Source organism: Aneurinibacillus tyrosinisolvens (assembly GCF_001015055.1).
In the GTDB taxonomy this organism is placed as follows: Bacteria; Bacillota; Bacilli; order Aneurinibacillales; family Aneurinibacillaceae; genus Aneurinibacillus_A; species Aneurinibacillus_A tyrosinisolvens.
Genome location: NZ_BBWZ01000001.1, coordinates 314,490 through 336,215 on the forward strand (window position 1 = coordinate 314,490; position 21,726 = coordinate 336,215).

Here is a 21,726-nt window from a genome sequence, read left to right on the forward strand (position 1 = left end):
AGGGGATTTCTCTTGGAAGCACGCACGTTTACTACATTAGAATTTGACAAGGTGCTCGAACAGCTTTCCGCAAAAGCCTCTTCCTCGCTTGGAAGGGAAAAAATAGAACAGCTTGCACCGTCAACGGATTATATAGAAGTACAGCGCCGCCAGCAGGCGACAGAGGAAGGAAGCACCGCGCTCCGCCTGCGGGGTACTGTTCCGCTCGGCGGCATCCGCGATATCCGCCCGGCCTGTAAAAGGGCGGGCATGGGCGGTATGTTGAATACGGCAGAGCTTCTCGATGTTGCCTCCACTTTGTATGGAGGAGGAAGGCTGAAAGGGTTTATTAACAGCATTACCGAAAAGGACCCGCTGCCGCTTCTCGAAGAGCTTCTGGGGCAGGTAGAAAGACTTCAGGGGCTGGAGGATGAGATCAACCGGGCGATCGATGAGAACGGAACGGTTGTCGACTCGGCAAGCCCTGTGCTGGCGCAGGTACGCTCCCAGATTCGAGGCGCAGAACGAAGAGTGCGCGAGAAGCTGGAACAGATGATTCGGAATGCTAATACGCAGAAAATGCTGCAGGATGCGATTATTACGATTCGTAATAATCGTTTTGTCATTCCTGTAAAGCAGGAGTACCGCCATGCGTTCGGCGGGATTATCCATGACCAGTCTGCTTCGGGGGCAACGTTGTTTATTGAGCCGGAAGCCGTTGTAAACATCAATAATGAATTAAGGGAAATGCGGCTAAAGGAAGAGCGGGAAGTTGAAAAAATCCTGCTTGCCCTTTCCGCCCGGGTGGCGGAAGTTTCGGACGTCCTGCTGCACAACGTAGAGTGCCTGGCAGAGGCGGACTTTATTTTTGCTAAGGCGTCCTATGCCTACTCCCTTAAAGCGAGCCGGCCTGTTCTAAATGACGAGGGGTACTTGCGGATTAAGAAGGGACGGCACCCGCTCATTCCGGCTGACCACGTTGTACCGATTGACGTGGAACTGGGGAGCAATTATACGGCGATTGTCGTTACCGGCCCTAATACAGGGGGGAAAACCGTTTCCTTAAAAACGATGGGCCTGTTTTCTCTCATGGCGATGTCCGGGCTGCAAATACCGGCCGAAGAAGGCTCGGTTCTAACTATATTTGAAGGAATCTACGCGGATATCGGGGATGAACAAAGCATTGAACAGAGCCTCAGTACGTTCTCCAGCCACATGACCAACATCTCCGGTATTTTGCAAAAAGTAAACGACCGCAGCCTTATCCTGTTCGATGAATTGGGTGCGGGAACGGATCCGACAGAAGGCGCGGCCCTTGCGATGGCGATTATCGATTATGTGCACCAGCGCGGCGCCCGCATTGTTGCAACAACTCACTACAGCGAGCTTAAGGCGTACGCGTATGAGCGGCCGCAGGTCATCAACGCAAGCGTGGAATTTGATGAAAAAACGCTTCGCCCGACATACCGCCTGCTTGTGGGCATTCCGGGACGCTCCAATGCCTTTGCGATCGCCTCTCGCCTGGGGTTGCCGGAAAAGGTCCTCGATCAGGCAAGAGATTTAGTGAAGACAGAAGAAACCGAGCTCGATACGATGATCGCTTCGCTTGAAGAGAATCAGCGGAAGGCGGAGGCGGAGCGCAGAGAGGCAGAACAACTGCGCCGGCAGCTTGAAGAGGCAAGAAGGCAAATCGATAAAGAGCTTAACGAGCTTGACGAGAGGAAAGACAGGCTATACGAGAAAGCGGAGGAAGAAGCCCGCACAGCGGTGGAAAAAGCGCAGCGAGAAGCCGAGCATATTATCTCCGGCCTGCGCCAGCTTGCACTCGAAGAGAGGGCCGGAATTAAGGAGCACAAGCTGATTGAAGCGCGGAAGAAGCTTGAGGAAGCGACGCCGGGCCTGCGCAAGAAGAAAAAACCGAAGCAAAACAACGTTCCCCTTAACCAGCAGCCGCTTGAAATTGGCGACGAAGTCCGCGTGATTTCATTTAACCAAAAAGGGGAAATTGTAGATAAGATTAACGATAAAGAGTTCCAGGTTCAAATCGGGATTGTGAAGATGAACGTAAAAGCGGATAACCTTGAAAAGCTCAAAGCGGCAAAACCGCAAGTCACACACCAAATTACCAAGATTCGCTCGACACGTGACCCGGTAAAAATGGAATTGGACATTCGTGGGAATAATGTGGAAGATGCCATTTTACAAATCGATAAATACCTTGATGAGGCGCTTATTGGAGGGCTCCATCAGGTTTCAATCGTCCACGGAAAAGGAACGGGATTGCTGGGGATTGGGGTGCAGAAATATTTGAAAAAGCACCGCCTGGTTAAATCGTTCCGCTATGGCGGGCAAGGAGAAGGCGGCCTTGGTGCCACCATTGTTGAGTTGAAATAATTTTTGAAACTGTCATGGTTGATTTGCGTAAAGAACGGTAAGATCCGGCTGCCAGCGTATCAGGTGTTATCCATACAATAATGAAGGTGGTGCTGATAGCATGAGTATTTTTAGACGGTTGCGTGACGTGACAATGGCGAGCATTAACGATTTGATTGACAAGTCGGAAGACCCGGTAAAAATGCTGAATCAGTATTTGCGCGATATGGAACAGGATATCGCCGATGCGGAAGTTGCGGTCGCCAGACAGATTGCCGTTGAGAAGAAAATGAGGCAGCAGTATGAAGATGCTCTGGAAATGGCGGAAAGAAGGGAAGCACAGGCCATTAAAGCATTGGAAGCGGGGGACGAAGAACTCGCCCGCCGCGCCCTCGTTGACAAGAAGGAGCACCAGCAGAAATCAGATGATTTCAAGCTTCAATATGATAATGCGAAGTCGAATGCGGATCACCTGCGCAAACAGCTTGGTGAAATGAAAGACGAATTCCAGAAAATGAAAAACAAGAAGGATATGCTCGTTGCCCGGGCCGAAGCCGCGAAGGCGCAAAAACAGATTAACCAGGCTATGTCCGGATTTGGAAAAGACAACGCAGCCAAAGGCTTTGACCGGATGAGTGAGAGAGTTATGCAGCTGGAGGCCGAAGCTGAGGCCAGTGAAGAGCTGAAAGGAAGAAACAGAAGCCTGGATGAAGAATTAGAAGCAATCGGAAAAGACGATGTCGATGAAGAGCTCGCTGCTTTAAAGGCCCGGATTGCCAGGAAAGAGTAACATCCACATGAGAAAGTGGATAGCGATTGCTGATGCCGCCACATTCCTTCTGCAAACAGTAGGGTGTGGCGGTCCTTATATATTGTACATCTTTATTGGAAGAAAGGAGGGAATAGGTTGGTTTTTTTATCGAATCCATACGTATCGACAGCTGCCTACTTTGCAGCGGCTCTGCTTGCCGTCGTTATCTTCCTCGCTATTTTTGAAATGGTAACGAAGTATAAGGACTGGGAAGAAATAAAGCGGGGGAATCTTTCGGTGGCCATGGCAACCGGAGGGAAAATTTTTGGCATTTGCAATATTATTCGTTATTCTATCGAACATAATGACGGTATCGGCCATACGCTTCTCTGGAGTACATATGGTTTTTTGCTGCTTATTATCGCTTATTTTGTGTTTGAATTTCTCACCCCGATGTTTAATGTCGACGAAGAAATCGCCGCCGATAACCGTGCGGTCGGCCTGCTTTCGATGATTATTTCTGTGGGTATTTCCTTTGTAATCGGCGCAAGCATTACATAACATCGGCTCCTTCGTGCAGGTATGGCGGTATGATTGATAGAAGGAGAAGACTGGTGTATAATGGGCGAGATGTTTGTTATACCGCCACTGCAGCCGCGTGGCAGGGGGGACGAAGAATGCTTGATAAACTAGCGAAGATCCTGGCCACGGTGTCTGTACTCTTTATTCTTGCGGGGATTTTATATTTTGTGTTCCGTTAATAAGTGGCAGTATAGGGACGAAAACATCATCGTTCTTTTCTTTTATATATGGTAAAATAGTTACGTTTATCATGGAACATAATCGCAGTAAATGTGCCGAGAGGTCGGAGGAGATTGTCATGGAAAAATCACTCGATATTGCAGTCATTGGATTGGGCTTTATCGGGCTTCCGCTGTCGTTAAGCTATGCTCGTAAAGGAGCGAATGTTGTAGGGCTTGACGTAAGCGAAGCGCTTATTCAGGAAATTAATGGAGGGAAATCCCACCATTTAGAATACTTTGAAGGAAAATCACTGGCGCAAATCCTGCAGGAACAGCTTGCGGCAGGCCGTTTTCAGGCGACCACCAGCTATAAAGAAGCGGCATCGCAAGTAACCAATTATATTATTACCGTAGGAATCCCTGTGAAAAACGGTGACCCGGAAATGAGTTATTTAACGAGCGCATGCGAATCGCTTGCTGCTGTATTAAAGAAGGGTGATACCGTCATTTTGCGCAGCACTGTTATACCGGGAACAACGGAAGAAATGGTGCGCCCTCTTCTTGAGAAAAGCGGGCTTACAGCCGGAGAAGATTTCTACCTTGCTTACGCTTCCGAGCGGATTGCGGAGGGCCGGGCGTTTGAGGAATTTATTCATATGCCGCTGGCCATGGGGGGAATTACTGAAGAAAGCGCCCGCCGCGCCCATGAGGTTCTCGCCTTCGTAACCGAAGCGGAAGTAACCATTTCCGATATTAAAGTAGTGGAAACGTCTAAAGTTATCGAAAACGTACAGCGTGATGTAAATATCGCGATGGTGCAGCAATTCGCGCGCTTTGCTGAAAAAGCGGGGATTGATACATTCGAACTGATTCGTGTTGCGAATACCCATACGCGGGTAAACCTGCTGAACCCAGGCCCTGGCGTCGGAGGATATTGCCTGCCTAACGCGCTGTATTACCTGCTGCCGAAAGCAAAGGAAATCGGCGTGAATCTGGATCTGCTTGAAAAGGCACGGCAAATCAATGACAGCGTACCGCAGGTGCTCGTCCACATGGTAGAAGAACAGCTGCAAAAGCAGGGGAAAACACTGGCCCAAAGCAAGGTAGCTGTCCTCGGCCTTGCCATGAAAGACTTCTCAAATGATGACCGGATTAGCCCGCCGCATCACCTTGTTCAACTGCTTCAGGAATCTGGAGTCCAGGTAGCGGCTTTTGACCCGGCTGTCCCTTCCCGTTATGATTATAAGGTCGATAGCCTCGAAGAGGCACTGCGCGGGGCTGACGCGCTTATTTATCTTACAGTACAGGAGCAGTTCCTTGACATCAACTGGCCGGAAGCCATTGATATAATGAACGAGAATCCGGTTCTTCTGGATGGGAAAAACCGCATCCCCCGCAGCGTATCTGATAGGGCTGCTTTACTTCGAATTTAAGAGAAGCCTTTTGGCTTCTCTTTCTTCGTAGTATAGGATAATATATGTTGTTTTAGAGTCATAAAGTAAGATTCCTATTATAGGACCGTACGGTCCCAATGTTCTTCTCGATTTAGAAAGGATGTTTCATGATGATGAATGCCCGCAACAGTTCAGCCGGAGAAAATCCGGCGAAAAGAATGCTGCTTGTTTCCTACCTTTTCCCGCCGATTGGGGGAGGTGGAGTTCCACGCCCATTAAAAATGGCCAAGTATCTGGCGGAAAGCGGCTGGGAGGTGCATGTCCTGACCGCACCGGACGTTTACCACGCAACAAGGGATAATTCCCTGCTCAAGGAGCTGCCCGCGAACGTCATCGTTCATCGAGCAAAAGAGTTTAATCTTATCAAAAGCATGCGGCCCGTACAGGCGGAGACACCGAAAAAGAATGCTTCGAGCAGCGGCGGTGCTCAGGCGTCCGGTGTGAAACGGCTCATCAAACAGCAGGTCGTCCCGGTTTTGAAGAAAGTAAAAAACACACTCACGATTCCGGATGACATGATTGGCTGGCTGCCGGATGCAGTGAAGGTCGGGGAAGAAGTCATTCGCAAATATAACATCCCTGTGATGTTCTCTACTTCAGGACCGTATACGTGCCACCTGGTAGCCCGTAAGCTAAAGCGGAAAACAGGAATTAAGTGGATTGCGGATTTTCGCGATCCGTGGACGCAAAACATGCACCGTTCCGGTGTGGCCTGGCGTGAAGCGTGGGAAGAGAGAATGGAACGGAGCGTGATGGCCGAATCGGACGCTGTCACCACGGTTACGCACGGGTTTGCGGCAAACTTCACGAAGAAGTTTGCCCGGGAAATCAAGCGGATTGAGGTCATACATAACGGATTTGACCCGGAAGATTACCGCCACATTGAAGAGCCGCCGCAGGACGGTAAGTTTACGCTTGCCTATCCTGGAATTTTCTATAAAGAGAGAAATCCGCGGCTTCTCCTTCAGGCAGTGGCGGAATTAATCGAGGAAGGGAAAATCGACAGGCAGCAGCTCAAACTTCAATTTGCGGGCGTGTTTGATTATCCGGGTTATACGGACAATATGGATGCCGTTCACCGCCTGCGGCTGGAAGACGTCGTCGAGGTGATGGGGAACCTGCCGCATAAGCAGGCGCTGTCAATGATGAAGGGCGCGGATGTCCTCATGCTTATCGGCGATACAGCCCCAGGCTCCGGTGTTTATATTCCGGGGAAATTGTACGAATACATGGCAATCGGCCACCCGATACTGGCCCTGTCGGTTGAAGGGGAATCAACAAACATCATTCGTAAGTTTGAGCTTGGTGAAGTCGTAAATCCGCTGGACAAACAAGAGATTAAGCGAGCCTTCTTAAAGCAGTATGAAGAGTGGAAGCGGGATAAGACAGGCGATAAAGAGCGCGGGAACGATATTATGCAGCGTGCGGAGGACGGTGATTTGGCCATCTACAACCGGCGCATTCAGGCGCAGATGCTCGGTGAACTTATGGACGAGCTTATAAGGTAAGCAAAAAGGAAGGCACAATTCAGCGTGCCTTCCTTTTTTCCTTAGTTATCCCTGGTCTTTACTTTGATCCGCCTTCGGATTTTTAATGTATTTTTCAATGTCTGCCGGTTCTTTTACTTTAATTCCCGGATCATTGTATTTGAAGAAACGGAACATCGTTTCCTGATCCATAAAGCCCGCGGCAGGAATCGGCATCCGAATCCACGTCTGGTACTGGTAAAGGAGGTGATCCTCTTTACCGATCCACAGCGTCATCTTTACCGTTGTTTTCGCCAGAATGTCTTCGATGTTCGGGTTGTTTTTACGCAGCTCGTTTACCTGAGCGAATAACGGCGTATTGCTTCGATCCAGCCATTCTTTTGCTTTCATCTGGATTTGGATGCGGGTACACGGTTTGCTAAGCAGCTCTTGGTCACTCATTTGCTTTGCGTTATTGAATAAAGGCGCCCAATCCATGAAGCCTGGAGCGGATTAAAAAGGAACGTCTGTTTTTCCGCATTCATCCACTGGACTCCATTGTGGAAATATGCCTTATCCCCAATTTTGTAATAACGGAACGATTGTCCGGCCATCCGTCCGTTCACGAGATACTTATCCGGGCGAACGACAATTCCCTGGTACATGCTTGTTGTTCTGCGGTCCTGCAGATTATTGGCAATGTAGCCGTCATACCAGAACTTCTGCGCTGCGTCGCTCTGGGAGGCCTTTAAAGCGGCCTCGACTAATGCCTGCGCTTCGCCAGGCGCCATCAGCTTGCCTTCTTCCTCCTGAACCGTCTTTTCTTTTTTAGTATCGCCCGGAACGGCGGATAAGCTTTTTTCTCCTGACGGATAGGTGCACGCGCTTAAAAGAAGCAAGCAGCATAGTGAAAGAAATCCTTTTTTAAACATGTCGAGTGCGCACCCTCCTTACAGCTAAACTAATAATAAGCAATGCGGTGATTCCGCATAAAATCGCAACAACCGGGATATGGTGCTGTTCAAGAACGAGGATGCGGTGCCGTTTGTCAATAGACGCAATCAGCTCATTCTTACCGTCGCCGTCGATATCAGCCGCTTGAACATTAGTGAGCGACATGAAGATTTTCCAGTTTCTTTGTAGTCCCTGATCGCTGTATTGGTAGCTGGAAACATAGCGCACGAGATTGTCACGAATTAAGCTTTTATCAAGTGTAAGCAGTTCTTCCCCCTGCCCATTGCCAACCTTGTTATAATCCTGGAAGCGGAAGGTTTTGTCCCGCGCTGTCCAGAGGACGGACCATTTCCCATCCGCAGCCGGTTTAATAATGCGGGAGTACGGAGAGGAAATCAGAATTTCATCCGTTTGGTCTTTATCTACATCGGCAACAAGGAACGTTGTATTTACCATCTGTTGAATCATGTCGCGGGACAGGCGGTAGGCCACGCTTCCCCTTCCTTGATTATCGACGGTGACGACAACGAGGTCTTCTCCAATGAGGACAAGCCCTTCTTTTTTACCGGGCAGCCTTAATGTATCGACAATTTTTGTTGCATTCGTCTGCATAGTGAAAGGCTTTCCGTTGAAGCTCCCTTTTACGGCGCCATCTGAAATGGCAACTTTCGAGAACGAGGAGCCGGGACGGAATGTGTCTTTTCTGTCCATCACATTGCCGGATTGCTCCAGCTGCTTAGCCAGATTCGTAATGTCCATCGTCAGCGCACGGAAAGGGGCTGTTCCGAATTGGAGCATGCTCTCGGCGAGCTGCTGGCGCTGGACAAGTGGCACAAGTTCCCCCTGTTTGTTCAAATAATAATAAGGAAAGCTGATATGCTCATTTGGAATCATAGCCATCAGCGCAGCCTTGTTTAATTTGGCTTCGGGAATGCGCTCCATTGTTTTCCCATTCCATGTATAAACATACAGGTGGAGCGGTTCTGTCTCCAATTGCCGCTTTTGGCTTCTCATCTTAATGATTTCGTTCTCCGACATTCCTTTGGCAAGCAGTGCATCTGTTTTTGCCTGCTCCTCCTCCGCGTTTCCAAGCGTGATGACTTCCGCTTTTCCGTCGTTGTTTATGTCACGGACCAGTACAGGAAAAGAATCTGCTTTTTCCCCGGCGTACACGCTGCGGGAGGCCCATTTCTCTGTGAAATGGGAAAGAACCGGCAGTTCGCTTCTTGTAAACATCGAATGCAAAAGGATCGCCACAAGAAGCATGGAAACGATGGAAGAATAAGATAACTTTCCATAAAGGCGGGCAATAAGAAAGGCGATAGCCAGCACAATGATATAGGAGAAAATGGTCCACGCGATCCCGTTCACTCGTTCCATACTTCCAAATGACTTGGCCAGCAGTAAAAATAAAAGAGTAAAAGTAAACAGCTCTTTACGCCACCCGGGCGGGCAGAGCCAGATTACAAGTCCAAGCAGCACCAGAAGCCCCAGCAAACCGTAATAAGAAAACTCTAACAAGGCAGGAGTGACAACAAGATGATACATGAAATAGAGATAGAGAGCGTATAAGCCCCATAAAACAAATGGTTTTATATGTTTGTTCATAGCTTGCCATTTTCTCCTTTATTATTTTCTAAAAAAGGAAAAGACAGAATCATGCCGGCCAGCAGCCAGAAATAAGCATTCATGAATGGAACCTCAAAAATGTTTTCTACTCCGTTGTGGAAAATGACGGCAACGAGACCGGTGAAGATTCCTATAGCAACAAACTGGTATCCTCTCGTTTTCACCGCACGCCAGGAGCGAAGCATTTCTTTAATTAATGTGAACATAAGCCAGAAGAAGAGGGCCAGTCCAACAATGCCTGTTTCAGCGAGTGTTTTAAAGTAATAGCTGTCCACATAAATCGTGCCGAAGTTACGCTCGGCAACAGCGCCGCCGTAGTGGCCCATTCCTTTTCCGAATAACGGTTCGTAGCGCATCATGTCATATGCGCCCGCCCAGCGTGCAATCCGCCCGTCCTTCGTGCTTTTTTCCACATAGGTCGGGCTGAAGAGGCTGGTAAAGCGGTGCTGAACGGAAGGGACAAGGAAAACAACAAGAACGGCTGCAATTAAGCCTCCGATTAATATGCGGCGGTCATACATAATGCCAAGCAGGCCGATGGACGCGGCTAGCGCCAGCCAGGCTCCGCGGGAACCTGTGAAGAGAAGCGCAGCCAGCATAATGAGCGTCATGCCAAGCCAGATGATCCGCTGTTTCCATGTTTTGCTCATTAAAACGAGTCCGGCCGCTATCGGAGCCATTAAAATCATATAGCTTCCGAGCACGTTAGGACTCTGTACAATCGAGAAAGCCCGGGTTGTAATCGCTTCGCTGGCATCAGACCAGTCGGAGGGGGTTTCAACGCCAACAATGCGCTGAATGACACCGTAGAAGCCGACCAGGGCAGCGACGAAGACGAGCACATAGATTGATTTTTTTGCCTGGCCCATCGAACGGAATAAATGATAGCCGATAAAGAAGGCTACGATATATTCAAACGTCGCCCGGAATCCTTCGACGCTTGCCCCGAAGTTCTCCATATCCGCAATAAGATAAGCAATCCCCATAATGAAGAAGGCAGTAAGCGGTATTTTTATAGAAGGAAGAGGACGGTCGTGTTTGCTTCCTCGTACGTGGGAAAAAACAAATAGAATAAGGACAATCATTACACCTTCATCCCAAAGGGAAGAAACGACAGGAATAGGAAGGATATTCCTTAGAATGTAATCTACGATAGGGAAAGAGAGAAAAATATATAGCCAGAATGATTGACTAAGCAGTAGTCGTTTGCCTTTTTCAAGCATAAAACAGCTTTCCTCCTTACTAGTAGCAACAGATCAATACATATAATTACGACATACTTGCTTTTAAAAATCAAGTGGTAATCAAGTGGCAGAAGTAAGGATTGCCGGATGTGAGACAAATACGGTAAGATGGGAGCGGAATTATTTTAGCAACAGTAGAAGGAGTTTGTACAATGTCCGGTTCGATTCTTAAATCCGCTTTTATTATTGTAGCCGTAACCATGGTGGGCCGGCTGCTTGGTTTAATTCGCAATATGTTTCTAACGAACCAATTCGGAACGGGAATGGAGTCTACCGCCTATACGGCCGCGTTTACGATTCCGCTTGCCCTGTCGCTTGTCGTTCCCGGAGCGGTGAATTCTATCCTAATTCCTACATTAAAAGGAAAAATTATAGACGGTGACGAAGCGGGGGCCAATGCTCTTTTCCATAAAGTACTAACAGCGTTGACCGTGTTCTTTATCGTTTTAACAGTCGTAATCTTTGTCTTTGCCGATCCAATTATTTCCCTTATGGTTCCGAGTTTTAGCGAGGAGACGCACCGGCTTACGGTGGAACTGTTTCGCTACATGGCGCCTTCCGCGCTGTTTATCGGCCTGTTCAGCCTGTTTTCCAGCGTACTGAACGTCCACAATGAGTTTTTTATCGCTTCCCTTGGTACGGTTGTAAACAGTCTCATTGTCATCGTTTCGTACTATGTATTCGTTCCGTTTATGGAAATACAAGGTCTCGCCCTCGGAACCTTGCTCGGTTTTGTCGGTTTCGCCCTGGTGATGGTTCCGGCACTTCGGCGTTTTCACTATTCGATAGGGTTGAACCTTCGCCTGAATGACCCGGAAATGAAAGCGATGGGGGAACGGCTCATTCCGATTGTTATCGGCTCCACGATTTCACAGCTGACGATGTTTCTTGAGCGCTTCTTTGCTTCCGGCATCGGGGAAGCAAAGCTGACGGTACTGACGCTTGCCAACCAAATTATGCAGGTGCCGATGGCCGTGTTTGTCGGAGCGTTTACACTGCCGCTCTTTCCACTGCTGGCTGAATACGTAAAAAAACAGCAGATGGATCAGATGAAGCACGTCCTTGAACAGGGGCTTTTGTATTTAGTCATTCTTTTGCTTCCGGTCACTGTAGGACTCATTCTTTTATCGGCTGAAATTACGGCGTTATTTTATGAGCGGGGCGAATTTGGGCCGGCAGACACGGCGCTAACAGCGTGGGCGCTTATTTTTTACAGTCTAGGCATTCTGGGACTGGCCTTCCGTGATCTTTTTACCCGGGCATTTTACGCAATGGAGGACACAAAAACACCGGTGATGCTTGGGGCAGGAGCCATCGTCCTTTATGTTTTGTTTGTGAATTTGTTCATCCCGCTGCTCGATCACGGCGGCATTGCTTTCGCCGCTTCTTTATCCGCCTTCTGCAACGCGATGGCTCTTGCTTTCCTGCTGCGCCGCAAAGTCGGCTCGAAACTTCTTTCTTCCTCCTTTTATGTTTCTACAGGGAAGGCGGTTGTAGCGAGCACGGGAATGGGGCTCATTGTGTGGCTGGGTAAGCTGCTTCTGGCAGGGATTCCGCTCTGGCTTTCCGTCCCCTTTATTATCGCTGCTGGGGCCGGTGTGTACCTGCTTATCCTGCTCTTATTAAAGGAAGAGCTGGCAAAAGAGATGCTGGCGAAGGTAAAAAGAAAAACATCGCGGGCATGACGATCGTTCTTTCCCTTCGAGGAAGCTGGACGGCCGCTTAGTCTCACGCCGGGCGGACCGGCAAAACATCTGGGTATCTCAATGATGGAGACAATTGCCGGTCTTTTTCGCCCTATGTTCGACACACTCCACAGGGGGAAAGAAAAGAGACGTCATCGCCCCCGATGTTTTTCTTGGACGTTGGAACCTTGCGGTTCTATGATAAAGAAAAGAGGGAAAGCGCATGCGAAGCGCCTTCCCTCTTTTCTTTGTATAAATCATATTGTCTTTTTCCTATAGAACAATTTCTCCGCCAGCCAGCAGACGAGGAAAGCGGCTCCTGTCATAACGAAGAAGATCACTTGATACGCATAGCGGGTCGTCGGAATAAAAATTAAATACAGAGACAGGAACAGTGCAGCGTACACCGTCAGAAAACGCATCACCCGGTTTGTGAACAATCCGACAAGCATTCCGACAAAGCCTGTCCACATCACGATGGGATGGAACGCGAGATTAAAGCCGTAAAATGGAGGCGTTTTGTACAACTCCTGATAAAGCCAGGGGGTCTGAAACATGACTTTCGTCTTCCCAATCGTGTACCACTTCAGAAAAACGAGCGGCTGGGTCGTGAATCCTTCAATGATTCGTTTCTTTGCATACCAGCTCTGCTCCGCACTTGTATAGCCCGCCCGCTTGAAATCCTCGAACATGTGCTCCATATTCGGGTACGTTCCGGCAAGCAGAGGGTTTGCGGAACCGGTAGCTGTCAAAATCAGCTTGTCCAGCACAATGTAGTTGCGAATCCACCAGGGCAGCATCAGAATAAGCACACCGATCGCTGTCTGAACGCCAACTTTAAACAGGCCGGCTATGTTGCCGCGGTAGCACGTAGCAAGTGCGTAAATAAACGGCACAATGGCAAGCGGCAGCATCACGGGCCGGATTAAAATCTGAACGGCAAAGATAAGGCCTGCCAGAACGCTGTACGACCATTTGCGCGTTTCCAGTGCTACTGTCATTAACCATAAGTATAAAAGCATGGTCGCCATCGCAAGAACTTCGGTTAAGAGCTGGACAGGAGCCTGCACGAACGGCGGATAAATAGCGATAAGCAGCGCCGTAACAATCCCGATGTCGTTGCGCCGGAAAATCCGGCGGAGAAAGAGGAAGGCGAAAACCGGCGTTAGCGCCCCAATTGCAATTTGGATAAGGCGAACAGCCGTTATTTGCAAATAAGGGTCTTGTATAACAGAATACACACCGGCAAGAAAAACAGGATAGCCCGGCGTAATGTAGGAGTTTGACTCGCCCGACTTACGGGCAAGGGCATATCCGTATAAGTGGTCCTCCACAAGCTGGTGCGCCATAATATGATAGTTGAGGGCATCACCGGACAGCTGAAAAATGCGCATTTGCTGGATGAAAAAAGCTCCGCGTAAAAGGCTTGCAACAATGACAATGATTCCTAAGATGAGCCAGATGGATTTACTCGTCTGTATACCTTTCATCATGCGTAACAATTTTTTCTCCCTTCTGTAATAAGTTTAATGTCTACGATAGTGCGCGGGGGGAAAAACCGATTACGGAAACACCTGCCATAATAAGCAAACACCCGATGATTTTCGACGTGGTCAGCGGCTCACCGAAAGCGTAATACGCACCGACAATGCCAAGAATGTACGCCAGGCTTTGAATCGGATAAGCCAAACTCAATTCGACCCTGGTTAAAATGAAGAGCCAGAGGATGGTGGTCAGCCCGTAAATGGCGATTCCCCCCAGGATATATGGAGAGAAAATCGTCTGCACAATGGAAGAGAGGGATGCAAATCCCCCTTTTTGATTTTGCAGCCCGAACTTCCAGAGAAACTGTCCGGCGACAAGCATGCACGTATTAAGAAAAATAAGCAAAAAATTAGTGAGCGTCATGCTGCTTTTCCCCCTTTTTTCCCATTTCTTCCCGCATGCTTTCCATCTCCTTCTTCATATAAGCCAGCTCCTGAATTAGATTTTTAACTTTCTCCTGCTGGGAAGAAAGCACGGTCGTTTGATAGATTAAAATCGTCAGGGTGACAAAGAAGGCGAGCATGAAGACGAATGTGGGCATGTAAGAGATTCCGATCCAGCCTGCGAATGTATTCAGAAAAGGAATCATGAGCGCAACAAGGAGACCTACCGCTCCGATTAAAATCCAGAAGAAGGCCTCCTTATCTCTCATCTTGTGCTTGCCTGTAAAGAAAAACACTTGAAACAAAAATGCAACTGCTACAGCAATTGCAATCCATTGAACAGTATTCATAGTTCCTCCTAAAATGCCCGGCGAATGAGCGAGAACAGGGTAACTTTAGCCATGTAGTAGATGGATTTAAGCGAAGTAATGGAGGAGCTTCCTCCCTGCCTGTCTTTCATTTCCACTTTGATTTCTTTAATTCGGTATTTCTTGCGGGCGAGCGAAAAAATAACCTCGACCTCCGGATAGTCAATCGGATAATGGTGAGCGAATTCCCCGATGACTTTGCGGTTGACGACACGGTACCCCGACGTCGGATCCGTAACTTTCAGGCCCGTAAACAACCGGATCAGCATGTAAAAGTAAAAGATGCCGAATCGTCTCATCCGGCTCCCTTTATATCCGCTCTTTTCCACGAAACGGGAGCCGATGACCATATCGTACCGATCCTGTTTGATTTCCCGCACGAGGTTGTTCAAATCTCTGGGATCATGCTGGCCATCTGCATCCAATTGAATGGCATATTCATATCCCTGGCGCAGCGCGTATTTATAGCCTGTCTGCATGGCACCGCCGATTCCGAGATTCATTGGCAAATCAAGATGGTTAAAACCGTTCTCTTTTAAAATCTGGGAGGTTCTGTCCTTCGACCCGTCATTTACAACAACATAGTCAAAATCTGTTGTTTTTTTCAGCGCTGTAACCGTATTATATATCGTTTCCTGTTCATTATAGGCGGGGATAATAATAAGCACGTTGCTTGCCATGTTATCTTCCTCATTCCATCACATTTATTGCGTTATTTTTTGAGTAAAAACCGCTCATATACGGCTCTTGTCTTGCTGGACATATGCTCAAGCGTGAAATTATCGTACACAGTACGGTAAGCCGTCTCGGTCAGTTCGTTCCGAAGCGGTTCCTTTTCCAAAAGGAGGATCACTTTCTCCGCAATCTCGTCCGGCCGGTGCGTTGGAATGGAAATGCCGTTATGCCCGTCCGTAATAAAGTCGGGGATTCCGCCTACCATCGTCGTAACGACGGGCTTTCTTGCGGCCATGGCCTCCAGTAGAGACAGTGGCATCCCTTCCGAATATGAGGAACTGACATAGACATCAATCGCCTGCATGCATTGCGGGATGTCTTTCCGGAATCCGGCAAAGTGAATACGATTGCTGATTCCAGTCTCCGCAGCCATCGCCTCCAGGTTTCGCTTCTCCGGCCCGTCTCCTACGAGCAGCCAGTGCACTTCCGGGTGGGCCTTCACAATAAGGGCCATTGCTTGCATGATGTCGCTCAGGCCTTTCACGGGAACGAGCCGGCACATACTTCCGATGACAAAGCTATCTTTAGGCAAATTCAAGGAGCGGCGAACGGCTGCCGTATCGCCTGGATCTGCAAATTTGTCTGCATTGATGCCGTTATGGACGAGAGATATTTTTGCCGGATTAACCCCTTCCTCCGCAAGCGCTTCCTGAATCGGCCTTGAAATCGTAATGAAATGATCGTTCCACTGCCTTGTCCAGAGTTCAAGCCGTGACGCCAGAGCATAAGCGAGCGGGCTGTAATCGTAGCGAAGCACGCTGTGCACCGTCGTAACCAGAGGAATCTTCGGCAGGAACCTGGATGCGATTCTGCAAAAAAAATTGGCTTTAACGCCATGTGTGTGAATAATATCGGGCTTTTCTTCTTTAAATAGGCGGATAAGCGCCTTGAGCAGCCGTATATCAAATCTTTGATAGTGATCAAGAGGAATTACGCGGATATTTCGTTTGCGCAGTTCTTCGGCAAAAGTAGAATTATAAAAGCATACCACGAGCGGCTCGACAGAGAGGTCCGACAAAGAGGGCAGCAGATCGAGGATATGATGCTCGGCGCCGCCAAATTCTCCACCGCCTATCGCATGTATTACTTTAATTTTGGACATCCTCTGTTCACTTCCTGACTTGGACAACTATAAAAAATATAAATCGGATCCATTATATCGTATTGTCCTTTGCATGTTCAATGTTAATTCTTGATTTTTGCCGTTCGTTGTGTCGTAATTATATAGATAAGTAATTTTTAGAATGGGAGATCGCGCAATGAAAGTGTTAGTAACAGGAGGCGCAGGCTTTATCGGTTCACATATTGTGGATCAGTGCATTGCCGCCGGGTATCAAGTATGTATTATTGACGATTTATCGACCGGAAAGACGGAACAAATTCACCCTAACGCAGTCTTTTATGAGCTTGGAATTACATCCAATGAGATATACGACGTATTTGCGGAAGAAAAACCGGATTTCCTTATCCACCATGCAGCCCAGAGCTCAGTGCCAGCCTCGCTTAAAGACGCGGTAGGCGACGCACAAACGAATATCGTAGGCACGGTAAACCTGCTCGAAGCAGCGCGGATGAACGGGGTCCGGAAGGTAATCTATGCCTCTTCTGCCGCCGTTTATGGCGAACCGCAGTACATGGGAGTTGACGAAGACCATCCAAAGCAGCCACTTTCACCGTATGGAATCTCCAAATACGTACCGGAGTTCTATCTACGTACGTATTATCACCTGTATGGAATGCGCTATACCGCTTTCCGCTATGCCAATGTATACGGAGAACGCCAGGATCCGAAGGGAGAGGGCGGCGTTGTCTCTATTTTCGTAGACAGGGCGGTTGAAGGGAAAGAGCTTGTTGTGTTTGGCGACGGCCAGCAGACGAGGGATTTCATCTATGTAGAAGATGTAGCCAGAGCCAACGTTATGGCCCTGACTGCCGGAGATAATCAGATTATGAATATAAGTACGAACGAGAAAACAAGTGTGAACCGTTTAATCGAACTGTTAAACCAGGCTGCGGGAACTTCATTGCCGGTCCGTTATGCCGAGCCTAGAGAAGGGGATATTCTGCACAGCTACCTTGATAATGCGAAGGCTAAAGAAAGGTTGGGGTGGCAACCTCGCTATTCGCTTGAACAGGGACTTGAAAAGACACTGCGCTTTTATCAAACGAAATCGTAAAATCGCTTAACGTGGACAGGGCCCAGCGGTAGAGGGACTCATGGCTGTCACCTGTGAAGCTGGCGAAGATGTGTTCATACGGAGCAGTCACATCATACGAAATAAAAGAAACAACCCAACAATTACCTCGCTCTTTAATTTCAAAGCGAATAATTTCACCCGCGCGCTTTTTCCAGGAGAACAAATCAAACAGAATTTGCAAATTGGCCTGTTCATACCGCTTCATAAAAAAATTCCCCCTTCACAGTAGTGGTGCTTGTGAAAGGGGAATTCTTCGTTAGAAACTGTGTTTCCTGCGCGGCGGACAAAACTAGTGGGAAACAGGCAAAACTAGTGCTTTTTCGAGGGTGAATTCGACAGGATTTTACTTTCTTTTTTGCTCAAGCAGCTTAACGGCCAGCCGGCTGCTTTTTTCCGCTTCCTCGATAAGGGAATGCATTCTGTCTTTAATTTGGCGCTGGGTGCCCTCTAAATCATTCAAAACAGGCTCAATGTTAGAGAGCAACTGTTCGTACTGTAAATCCTTTATGTGTCCGGCCGCTTCCATCCCAAGGCGCTGGACGAAGCGATCCATTTTTGGGTCATATGAGATGCCGGCAAACGGAATGTTCATCACGGCCGCAAGAATAACCGAATGAAGGCGCATGCCGAGCACGAATTGAGAAGCGCCGATAAAGCTGAAAATTTGCTTGAAGTTTAATTTTTCTTCAATAAGAACAGCGCCCTTTTCCTGCATTAATTGTAAAATATCACGGCTCGGCGCCACGTCGGACGGATTCTGCATGGGAAGGAAGAAAACCTCCCAGCCGCGCCGAATCGCTTCATCAGCCAGGCGGGCGATTTGTTGCTTGTATTGCTGCTCGTTTTTCCAGGCACGGACGGAAATCGCCATGACCGGTTTGGCTGTACCCGGCTTATACTGTGCGATTATGCTCTTTCCGAACGATGTGTCAATCTGATCCGCGCCTATTGTTACAGCAGGGTCGGCCGTGACATGAATCGGGGCCTTTATAACCCCAAACGATTTGAGGTCCTCCCCGGACTGCTCGTCCCGCACTGTAATAATGTCCACCTTATTAACGATAAGCCTAATCAGGCGTTTGCTGATGGCCCGGGTAATCGGCCCGATTCCCTGCGCATAAAAAATAACAGGCTTGCCGAGCATCTTCGCCACCATCACAATCCCCAGATAATAAATCACGCTGCGGGGGCTCGTTGCGTCCTGCAGCAGGCTGCCCCCGCCCATAACAAGAAGATCACATTTTTTCAATTGAGTAACAATCGAATTCATTCGCCAGCGATTATAGGCGGGAATCCCGAATAACGATTGAGTTTCATCAGGGGTGTTCGACAGGACAGCCAGTTCTGTATCCGGCATGTGCTTTTTTAGAGAGCTGATAATTCCGTATAGAACTGTATCATCTCCGGCGTTATCAAAGCCGTAGTACCCCGAGATTAAAATTCTTGCCATGAAAGCGACCTTCTTTCAACCCGAACTAAGCATATACACTCTAGTATAACAGGTAACCATGGAGAAGGAAAGTTATAGCTGGACCTGTTTCCGCTCATCATCAAATGTGCTCACAGCATATAATAGAGTTAGAAAAGACAGGCAATTCTAAAAATTTTGTGGTAAGATAAAAGTAATGAATCACTATTCAGTGTAACTTGGTTACACCAGGAGCAAAAGGAGGTTTTTTTATATGTCTGCCTTATCCAGACTATGGGTATCCAGCTATCCTTCTGAAATCCCGCAGACTCTATTGTATCCTTCAATTCCCCTCTACAACGTCCTTCTGGACACAGCGCAGCAGTACCCGGATCATCCTGCCTTGTTTTTTATGGGAAAGGAAATGACGTATGCCGAGCTGCTCGAAGACTGCTACCGTTTTGCAAACGCGATCCAGCGCCTTGGGGTGAAGAAAGGGGACAGAGTTGCTGTTATGCTGCCGAATACCCCTCAGGCCGTCATTGCTTACTATGGCGCGCTTTTAGCCGGGGTGGTTGTCGTTCAGACGAATCCGCTTTACACAGAGCGGGAGCTTGAACACCAGATGGCAGACTCGGGAGCAGAAACGATGGTGTGCCTCGATCTGCTTTATCCGCGTGTAATGAAGGTAAAGGGAATGACATCGCTCAAAAACATTATTGTTACCGGCATTAAAGATTACCTTCTTCCCAAAAAATCTGCTGTACCCGCTTGTCCAGTGGAAGCAGGGACAGCGCGTAAAGGTGCGGGAGGAGCAGGGGGCGGCGTCTATTTGTTTACTGCTCTTCTGGCGCAAGCCGGCCGCGACCCGGTTCAGACACCTATCGATCCGGAACAGGATTTGGCCCTCCTGCAATATACAGGCGGGACGACGGGGAAGGCAAAAGGGGTTATGCTCTCCCATGCGAACCTGGTGGCAAATGTAATCCAATGTGATGCCTGGTTTTATAAAGCAAAGAAAGGGCAGGAAAAAATACTTGCCGCCCTGCCGTTCTTTCACGTATATGGGATGACGGTGGCGATGAACCTGGGCATTTATGCAGCCGGAAAGCTCATCCTTATTCCCCGCTTTGATGTAAATATGATTCTAAAGCTCATTAGTACCCAGAAGCCGACCGTATTTCCCGGAGCCCCTACAATGTATATCGGGCTGCTGAACCATCCTGAGCTCGGCAAATATGATATTTCTTCTATTGAAGCGTGCCTCAGCGGGTCTGCGCCTCTCCCGGTTGAAGTTCAGCAAAAATTTGAAGCACTTACAGGCGGCAGGCTTGTAGAGGGATACGGATTGACGGAATGTTCTCCTGTTACGCATGCAAACCCGATCTGGGAGGAAAGGATTAGCGGAAGCATCGGCCTGCCATGGCCGGATACGGACTGCAAGATCGTAGACGTAGAAACAGGCGAAGAAGTACCACAGGGCACTGTGGGAGAATTGTGTGTAAAGGGACCTCAGGTAATGAAAGGATACTGGAACCAGGAGGAGGAGACGAAGGCATGCCTGCAGGATGGCTGGTTTATGACCGGAGACATATGCTCCATGGATAAGGATGGCTATTTCTACGTGGTCGATCGGAAGAAAGACATGATTATTGCGGGTGGCTTCAACATTTATCCCCGTGAAATCGAAGAAGTTCTCTACGAACACCCTGCGATTAAAGAGGCAGCCGTTGCCGGGGTTCCTGACCCCTATCGCGGGGAAACGATTAAAGCCTACATTGTCGTAAAGGAAGAGGAGGCGGTAACGGAGGAGGAGCTGAATTCGTACTGCCGCTCCAAGCTGGCCGCGTTTAAAGTTCCGCGTATTTACGAATTCCGGGAAGACCTGCCGAAGACGATGGTAGGAAAAGTTCTCCGTCGCGTGCTGGTAGAAGAGGAGAAGGCGAAGTATAAGGCGGCGGAAAAACAGGAAGCGTAAACATTTTATACATGAGGGAGGAAAAACAGTCCGGATGTCGAATTTAAATTACCATCGCTGGAAGGATTTGTTCTCCCTCTATATGTATTGACAAGCGCAAGTTTTTTGAATAAACTAAACTTGAGTGAATGCTCATTCATTTAGTGTAGATACGAGGGAAGAACAATGGCAAAGAGAACAGGAGAAAAATATCAGGCGATTATTGAAGCCGCTGTCAAAGTCATAGCGCGTCACGGATACCATCAGGCGCAGGTGTCCAAGATAGCGAAGGAAGCTGCTGTGGCGGACGGAACGATTTACCTTTATTTCGAGAGTAAAGATGACGTGCTTATCTCTTTATTTAAGGAAAAAATGGGTTCCTTTATTGAGGCCGGACGTGAGCGGATCGAAAAGCATCCGAGGGCGGAAGATAGGCTTCGGGATTTGATCTACATGCATTTGTGGCAGCTGTCCAAGGATAAAAACCTGGCGATTGTGACACAGATTGAACTGCGCCAGTCCAATCCAACTGTCCGCGAGGGGATTAATAGAGTGCTGAAGGGATATTTAAATCTCATTGATGAAGTCATTCTGCTCGGGAAAGAGCAAGGAATCTTCCGCAAAGAAGTGGAACACCCCGTCGCCCGTAAAATGATTTTCGGAACGCTTGATGAGGCGGTAACCTCCTGGATTATGAATGATAGAACATATGATCTTGTCTCTCTTGTCGACCCGATACACAATTTATTCCTGAATGGTTTAAAAACGGCAGAGCAGTGAAGATTTACTCTGCACAGCGTATTTTTACACATAGGAACCGTGAAATTTACAGAAAAATTATTATAATTAAATTG

The 21,726-nt window shown here is 48.3% G+C and carries 21 protein-coding genes; 10 read left to right on the forward strand and 11 right to left on the reverse strand.

Annotation, left to right across the window (positions count from 1 at the left end):
- Positions 1-12 precede the first annotated feature (12 nt).
- The 6 genes from MBEAL2_RS01565 to MBEAL2_RS01585 all read left to right on the forward strand — a co-directional run bounded on the left by MBEAL2_RS01565 (position 13) and on the right by MBEAL2_RS01585 (position 6,808).
- Complete coding sequence (locus tag MBEAL2_RS01565; RefSeq protein WP_047150543.1) at positions 13-2,373, forward strand: endonuclease MutS2; 2,361 nt, start codon at positions 13-15, stop codon at positions 2,371-2,373.
- Positions 2,374-2,473: 100 nt separating this feature from the next.
- Positions 2,474-3,142: a PspA/IM30 family protein gene (locus tag MBEAL2_RS01570; protein WP_047150544.1), complete on the forward strand. Its 669-nt coding sequence runs from the start codon at positions 2,474-2,476 to the stop codon at positions 3,140-3,142.
- 117 nt (positions 3,143-3,259) lie between these two features.
- The gene (locus MBEAL2_RS01575) at positions 3,260-3,664 is read left to right on the forward strand and encodes a DUF350 domain-containing protein (RefSeq protein ID WP_047150545.1); all 405 of its coding nucleotides are present in this window, start codon (positions 3,260-3,262) and stop codon (positions 3,662-3,664) included.
- A 53-nt stretch (positions 3,665-3,717) separates the two neighbouring features.
- On the forward strand, positions 3,718-3,864 hold the full coding sequence (locus tag MBEAL2_RS31525; RefSeq protein WP_161798145.1) for a hypothetical protein: 147 nt from the start codon (positions 3,718-3,720) through the stop codon (positions 3,862-3,864).
- 119 nt (positions 3,865-3,983) lie between these two features.
- The gene (locus tag MBEAL2_RS01580) at positions 3,984-5,279 is read left to right on the forward strand and encodes a nucleotide sugar dehydrogenase (RefSeq protein ID WP_047150546.1); all 1,296 of its coding nucleotides are present in this window, start codon (positions 3,984-3,986) and stop codon (positions 5,277-5,279) included.
- 128 nt (positions 5,280-5,407) lie between these two features.
- The gene (locus MBEAL2_RS01585) at positions 5,408-6,808 is read left to right on the forward strand and encodes a glycosyltransferase family 4 protein (protein WP_236692654.1); all 1,401 of its coding nucleotides are present in this window, start codon (positions 5,408-5,410) and stop codon (positions 6,806-6,808) included.
- A 45-nt stretch (positions 6,809-6,853) separates the two neighbouring features.
- On the opposite strand, the gene MBEAL2_RS28760 is transcribed toward MBEAL2_RS01585, so the two are convergent.
- From MBEAL2_RS28760 to MBEAL2_RS01600, 4 genes are read right to left on the reverse strand one after another with little or no spacing between them, the layout of a single operon-like run.
- Complete coding sequence (locus tag MBEAL2_RS28760; RefSeq protein WP_052947357.1) at positions 6,854-7,228, reverse strand: hypothetical protein; 375 nt, start codon at positions 7,226-7,228, stop codon at positions 6,854-6,856.
- Positions 7,225-7,698 (reverse strand): hypothetical protein, encoded by a 474-nt coding sequence (locus tag MBEAL2_RS28765; RefSeq protein ID WP_052947358.1) that lies wholly within the window; start codon positions 7,696-7,698, stop codon positions 7,225-7,227. The genes MBEAL2_RS28760 and MBEAL2_RS28765 overlap by 4 nt, the downstream gene beginning before the upstream one ends.
- Entirely contained in the window at positions 7,691-9,328 is a 1,638-nt protein-coding gene (locus MBEAL2_RS01595; RefSeq protein ID WP_047150547.1) for a hypothetical protein, read from the reverse strand. The genes MBEAL2_RS28765 and MBEAL2_RS01595 overlap by 8 nt, the downstream gene beginning before the upstream one ends.
- On the reverse strand, positions 9,325-10,572 hold the full coding sequence (locus MBEAL2_RS01600; RefSeq protein ID WP_047150548.1) for an O-antigen ligase family protein: 1,248 nt from the start codon (positions 10,570-10,572) through the stop codon (positions 9,325-9,327). Before MBEAL2_RS01600 ends, MBEAL2_RS01595 begins: the two co-directional genes overlap by 4 nt.
- A gap of 173 nt (positions 10,573-10,745) precedes the next feature.
- Between MBEAL2_RS01600 and murJ the strand changes: the two genes are divergently transcribed.
- Positions 10,746-12,278: a murein biosynthesis integral membrane protein MurJ gene (gene murJ, locus MBEAL2_RS01605; protein WP_047150549.1), complete on the forward strand. Its 1,533-nt coding sequence runs from the start codon at positions 10,746-10,748 to the stop codon at positions 12,276-12,278.
- A gap of 257 nt (positions 12,279-12,535) precedes the next feature.
- Here the strand turns inward: murJ and MBEAL2_RS01610 are convergent, their stop codons facing one another.
- Genes MBEAL2_RS01610 through MBEAL2_RS01630 form a run of 5 tightly spaced genes read right to left on the reverse strand, consistent with a single transcriptional unit; the run spans position 12,536 to position 16,411 of the window.
- On the reverse strand, positions 12,536-13,771 hold the full coding sequence (locus MBEAL2_RS01610; RefSeq protein WP_152667658.1) for a glycosyltransferase family 39 protein: 1,236 nt from the start codon (positions 13,769-13,771) through the stop codon (positions 12,536-12,538).
- Positions 13,772-13,811: 40 nt separating this feature from the next.
- On the reverse strand, positions 13,812-14,186 hold the full coding sequence (locus MBEAL2_RS01615; protein ID WP_047150551.1) for a DMT family transporter: 375 nt from the start codon (positions 14,184-14,186) through the stop codon (positions 13,812-13,814).
- A complete protein-coding gene (locus tag MBEAL2_RS01620; protein WP_047150552.1) occupies positions 14,173-14,556 on the reverse strand; it encodes a DUF2304 domain-containing protein in 384 nt (127 codons plus the stop codon). The genes MBEAL2_RS01615 and MBEAL2_RS01620 overlap by 14 nt, the downstream gene beginning before the upstream one ends.
- Positions 14,557-14,564: 8 nt before the next feature.
- Positions 14,565-15,254, reverse strand: a complete 690-nt coding sequence (locus MBEAL2_RS01625; RefSeq protein ID WP_047150553.1) for a glycosyltransferase family 2 protein — start codon at positions 15,252-15,254, stop codon at positions 14,565-14,567.
- Positions 15,255-15,286: 32 nt separating this feature from the next.
- Entirely contained in the window at positions 15,287-16,411 is a 1,125-nt protein-coding gene (locus MBEAL2_RS01630) for a glycosyltransferase (RefSeq protein WP_047150554.1), read from the reverse strand.
- A gap of 157 nt (positions 16,412-16,568) precedes the next feature.
- Here MBEAL2_RS01630 and MBEAL2_RS01635 point away from each other — a divergent pair, with 157 nt between their 5' ends.
- Entirely contained in the window at positions 16,569-17,486 is a 918-nt protein-coding gene (locus tag MBEAL2_RS01635) for an NAD-dependent epimerase/dehydratase family protein (RefSeq protein ID WP_047150555.1), read from the forward strand.
- Here MBEAL2_RS01635 and MBEAL2_RS30915 read toward each other — a convergent pair.
- Together MBEAL2_RS30915 and csaB are read right to left on the reverse strand one after the other, a co-directional pair.
- The gene (locus MBEAL2_RS30915) at positions 17,401-17,712 is read right to left on the reverse strand and encodes a hypothetical protein (RefSeq protein WP_152667659.1); all 312 of its coding nucleotides are present in this window, start codon (positions 17,710-17,712) and stop codon (positions 17,401-17,403) included. The genes MBEAL2_RS01635 and MBEAL2_RS30915 overlap by 86 nt on opposite strands.
- A 138-nt stretch (positions 17,713-17,850) precedes the next feature.
- Complete coding sequence (gene csaB, locus MBEAL2_RS01645) at positions 17,851-18,957, reverse strand: polysaccharide pyruvyl transferase CsaB (RefSeq protein WP_047150557.1); 1,107 nt, start codon at positions 18,955-18,957, stop codon at positions 17,851-17,853.
- A 232-nt stretch (positions 18,958-19,189) separates the two neighbouring features.
- On the opposite strand from csaB, the gene MBEAL2_RS01650 reads away from it, so the two are divergent.
- Both MBEAL2_RS01650 and fadR read left to right on the forward strand, forming a co-directional pair.
- On the forward strand, positions 19,190-20,893 hold the full coding sequence (locus MBEAL2_RS01650) for a long-chain-fatty-acid--CoA ligase (protein WP_047150558.1): 1,704 nt from the start codon (positions 19,190-19,192) through the stop codon (positions 20,891-20,893).
- A gap of 165 nt (positions 20,894-21,058) precedes the next feature.
- Positions 21,059-21,652, forward strand: a complete 594-nt coding sequence (gene fadR / locus MBEAL2_RS01655) for a fatty acid metabolism transcriptional regulator FadR (RefSeq protein ID WP_047150559.1) — start codon at positions 21,059-21,061, stop codon at positions 21,650-21,652.
- The last annotated feature ends 74 nt before the right edge of the window (positions 21,653-21,726 follow it).

Excerpts from the sequence above, each read along its gene's own strand:
- MBEAL2_RS01580 (WP_047150546.1), top strand. The coding sequence starts at position 3,984 with ATGGAAAAATCACTCGATATTGCAGTCATTGGATTGGGCTTTATCGGG.
- MBEAL2_RS01585 (WP_236692654.1), top strand. The coding sequence starts at position 5,408 with ATGATGATGAATGCCCGCAACAGTTCAGCCGGAGAAAATCCGGCGAAA.
- MBEAL2_RS01635 (WP_047150555.1), top strand. The coding sequence starts at position 16,569 with ATGAAAGTGTTAGTAACAGGAGGCGCAGGCTTTATCGGTTCACATATT.
- MBEAL2_RS01615 (WP_047150551.1), bottom strand. The coding sequence starts at position 14,186 with ATGACGCTCACTAATTTTTTGCTTATTTTTCTTAATACGTGCATGCTT.
- MBEAL2_RS01630 (WP_047150554.1), bottom strand. The coding sequence starts at position 16,411 with ATGTCCAAAATTAAAGTAATACATGCGATAGGCGGTGGAGAATTTGGC.
- fadR (WP_047150559.1), top strand. The coding sequence starts at position 21,059 with ATGGCAAAGAGAACAGGAGAAAAATATCAGGCGATTATTGAAGCCGCT.
- MBEAL2_RS30915 (WP_152667659.1), bottom strand. The coding sequence starts at position 17,712 with ATGAAGCGGTATGAACAGGCCAATTTGCAAATTCTGTTTGATTTGTTC.
- murJ (WP_047150549.1), top strand. The coding sequence starts at position 10,746 with ATGTCCGGTTCGATTCTTAAATCCGCTTTTATTATTGTAGCCGTAACC.
- csaB (WP_047150557.1), bottom strand. The coding sequence starts at position 18,957 with ATGGCAAGAATTTTAATCTCGGGGTACTACGGCTTTGATAACGCCGGA.
- MBEAL2_RS01610 (WP_152667658.1), bottom strand. The coding sequence starts at position 13,771 with ATGATGAAAGGTATACAGACGAGTAAATCCATCTGGCTCATCTTAGGA.
- MBEAL2_RS28760 (WP_052947357.1), bottom strand. The coding sequence starts at position 7,228 with ATGAGTGACCAAGAGCTGCTTAGCAAACCGTGTACCCGCATCCAAATC.
- MBEAL2_RS01625 (WP_047150553.1), bottom strand. The coding sequence starts at position 15,254 with ATGGCAAGCAACGTGCTTATTATTATCCCCGCCTATAATGAACAGGAA.
- MBEAL2_RS01570 (WP_047150544.1), top strand. The coding sequence starts at position 2,474 with ATGAGTATTTTTAGACGGTTGCGTGACGTGACAATGGCGAGCATTAAC.
- MBEAL2_RS01595 (WP_047150547.1), bottom strand. The coding sequence starts at position 9,328 with ATGAACAAACATATAAAACCATTTGTTTTATGGGGCTTATACGCTCTC.
- MBEAL2_RS28765 (WP_052947358.1), bottom strand. The coding sequence starts at position 7,698 with ATGTTTAAAAAAGGATTTCTTTCACTATGCTGCTTGCTTCTTTTAAGC.
- MBEAL2_RS01620 (WP_047150552.1), bottom strand. The coding sequence starts at position 14,556 with ATGAATACTGTTCAATGGATTGCAATTGCTGTAGCAGTTGCATTTTTG.
- MBEAL2_RS01600 (WP_047150548.1), bottom strand. The coding sequence starts at position 10,572 with ATGCTTGAAAAAGGCAAACGACTACTGCTTAGTCAATCATTCTGGCTA.
- MBEAL2_RS01650 (WP_047150558.1), top strand. The coding sequence starts at position 19,190 with ATGTCTGCCTTATCCAGACTATGGGTATCCAGCTATCCTTCTGAAATC.